This window comes from Roseobacter sp. (assembly GCF_024639605.1).
GTDB lineage: Bacteria > Pseudomonadota > Alphaproteobacteria > Rhodobacterales > Rhodobacteraceae > Roseobacter.
Map to the genome: position 1 here is coordinate 1 of NZ_JAHEHZ010000255.1, position 2,904 is coordinate 2,904.

General features: G+C 59.8%; 2 protein-coding genes. Both read left to right on the top strand.

Annotated elements, in window-relative coordinates; genetic code table 11:
- On the top strand, positions 1 to 429 hold a 429-nt coding region (locus Q0M35_RS18450), incomplete at its 5' end, for a carbon-nitrogen hydrolase family protein (protein WP_295317710.1).
- A 64-nt stretch (positions 430 to 493) separates the two neighbouring features.
- The coding region (gene putA, locus Q0M35_RS18455; protein WP_295317711.1) for a bifunctional proline dehydrogenase/L-glutamate gamma-semialdehyde dehydrogenase PutA at positions 494 to 2,904 on the top strand (2,411 nt) is incomplete at its 3' end.

A 2,904-nucleotide genomic window follows, 5' to 3' on the forward strand; every position in this document is an offset into this window, starting at 1 on the left:
GCGGGAGATCACCTTTTTACCTTTAAAATCAGGAATTTTACCCTTGCGCCGATCATCTGCTATGACATCCGGTTTCCCGAACTGGCGCGTGTGCTGGTTCAGGAGCACGGCGTTGATGTCATTCTGCACTGCGGGGCGTATTTCCGGGACCCGTCCTTTCCGACCTGGCACGCTTTCGCAATGACGCGTGCTATTGAAAACCAGGTGTTTTTCCTGTCGCTGAACCGCGCGGGGCAGCAGTATGGTAATTCGCTTTTCTGCTATCCCTGGATGGACGAAACCCTTGGACCTGTGCATTTCGCGGCGCATGATGAAGACTTCCGGCATATCGAAATCGACCGGGACCGGCTCAGCGATGCACGCCGTACCTTCACCTTCCTGCAGGATAAACTCGACAGCTATCATCTGAACGCGCAGCGGCATTCATAGCCGCGCAGACCCGGCCTCGCCGGCCCTTCTTAAGTAACAAAGACATCAATCGGAGAGATCAAAAATGACCACAGCTTCGACCGCACCAAAAGCCGATAAAACCGCGCTGCGCGCCCGCGTGCGCGACAATTACACTGCAGATGAAGCCGGGTTAATCAGATCTCTGGCCGCAGAGATCAGGCTTTCAAAGGCAGATCGCGCCAAGGCAGCGGCCGTCGGCGCTCAGTTTGTGACCCGCGTGCGCAAGGAAACCTCGCCGTCGATGATGGAAGCGTTCCTCGCTGAATACGGTCTCTCCACTGCCGAAGGTGTCGGGCTGATGTGTCTGGCCGAAGCCCTGCTGCGCGTGCCGGATGCGGAAACCATCGACGATCTGATCGAAGATAAGGTCGCGCCGTCAAACTGGGGTGCGCATCTGGGTCATTCCTCGTCCTCGCTGGTCAATGCGTCCACCTGGGCGCTGATGCTGACAGGCAAGGTGCTGGATGATGAACCAAAGGGGCCCGCGCGCGCGCTGCGCGGTCTGGTCAAACGACTTGGTGAACCGGTGGTGCGCAATGCGGTCGGCCAGTCGATGAAAATTCTTGGTCGTCAGTTCGTTCTGGGTCAGACCATCGAAGAAGGCATGAAGAACGCCCGCGAACTGGAGAAAAAGGGATACACCTATTCCTATGATATGCTGGGCGAAGCGGCGCGCACGGACGATGACGCCAGAAGGTATCACGCAGCCTATGCCAAAGCGATCACCGCGATCGCAAAACAGGCCAAAGGCGACGTGCGTTCCAGCCCCGGTATTTCCGTCAAACTGTCCGCTCTGCACCCGCGCTACGAATACACTCACAGGGATACCGTGATGGCCGAACTGCTGCCCCGCGCGCTCGACCTGGTAAAACAGGCAGCGGCGGCGGGCATCGGCTTCAACATCGACGCCGAAGAACAGGACCGGCTCGATCTGTCGCTCGATCTGATTGAGGCGATGTTGTCGGACCCGGATCTCAAAGGCTGGGACGGGTTCGGCGTGGTCGTGCAGGCCTATGGCCGGCGGGCCGCTCCGGTGATCGAGACGCTTTATGACATGGCTGAACGCTATGACCGCAAGATCATGGTGCGTCTGGTCAAAGGCGCCTACTGGGACACCGAAATCAAGATCGCGCAGGAACTCGGTGTCGAACGCTTCCCGGTCTATACGCGCAAGAACAATACCGATGTCAGTTATATGGCCTGTGCGCAGATGCTGATGGACCGGCGCGACCGGATCTATCCGCAGTTCGCCACGCATAATGCGCATACCTGTGCCGCTGTCGTCGGCATGGCGGGCAACGACAAGGACAGCTTTGAATTTCAGCGCCTGCATGGCATGGGGGAATCGCTGCACGAGATCGTCAGATCATCCGAAGGCACCCGCTGCCGCATCTATGCGCCCGTTGGCGCGCATCAGGATCTGCTGGCCTATCTTGTGCGCCGGTTGCTCGAAAACGGGGCCAACTCTTCTTTCGTAAACCAGATCGTCGATCCGGATATTCCTGCAGAGGCGATCTCTGCCGATCCGGTCACGGAAATGGAGAAACTCGGCGACGACATCGCCAGCCCCACGATCAGGCAACCTGCTGAGCTCTTCGCGCCCGAGCGCCGGAACTCAAAAGGCTACCGCATCAATGAGCCCGCCTCGATCCTGCCGCTGCTTGCCGCCCGAGAGGCGTTTTCCGATACCACATGGTCGGCCACACCGATGATCGCGGGAGGGCACAAGTCCGATGGTCCGGTGCGCGATGTCTTTTCTCCCGCGGACAAAACCCGCAAGGTCGGCACCGTTCAGGAAGCCACGGCGCAGGATGTAGAGGCGGCGATGGTGGCCGCTCAGGACGGGTTCACGGAGTGGTCCGCAACCCCGGTGGCCGACCGCGCCGGTGTGTTGCGCAAGCTTGCTGATATCTATGAGGCCAACATTGCCGAACTGACCTCGATCACCACGCGCGAGGCCGGCAAGACCATTCTGGACGGTATTGCAGAAGTCCGGGAAGCTGTTGATTTCCTGCGCTATTACGCGAATGAGGCAGAGCGTCTTGAAGAGGATGAGCCCGGCTCCGCCCGGGGTGTGTTTGTGTGCATCAGCCCGTGGAACTTCCCGCTGGCCATCTTTACCGGTCAGATTGCGGCAGCCCTGGCCGTGGGCAATGTGGTGCTGGCAAAACCCGCCGAACAGACGCCTATGATTGCCGCCCGTGCGGTACAGATGATGCGTGACGCCGGTTTGCCGGAAGCCGCACTGCAACTGCTGCCCGGTGACGGCCCGACCGTGGGCGGCCCGCTGACCAGTGATGCGCGCATCGCGGGCGTGTGCTTTACAGGCTCGACCGAAGTGGCGATGATCATCAACAAGGCGCTGGCGAAAAACGCGGGCCCCGATGCGGTGCTGATTGCCGAAACCGGTGGCCTGAATGCAATGATCGTGGATTCGACCGCGCTGCCGGAACA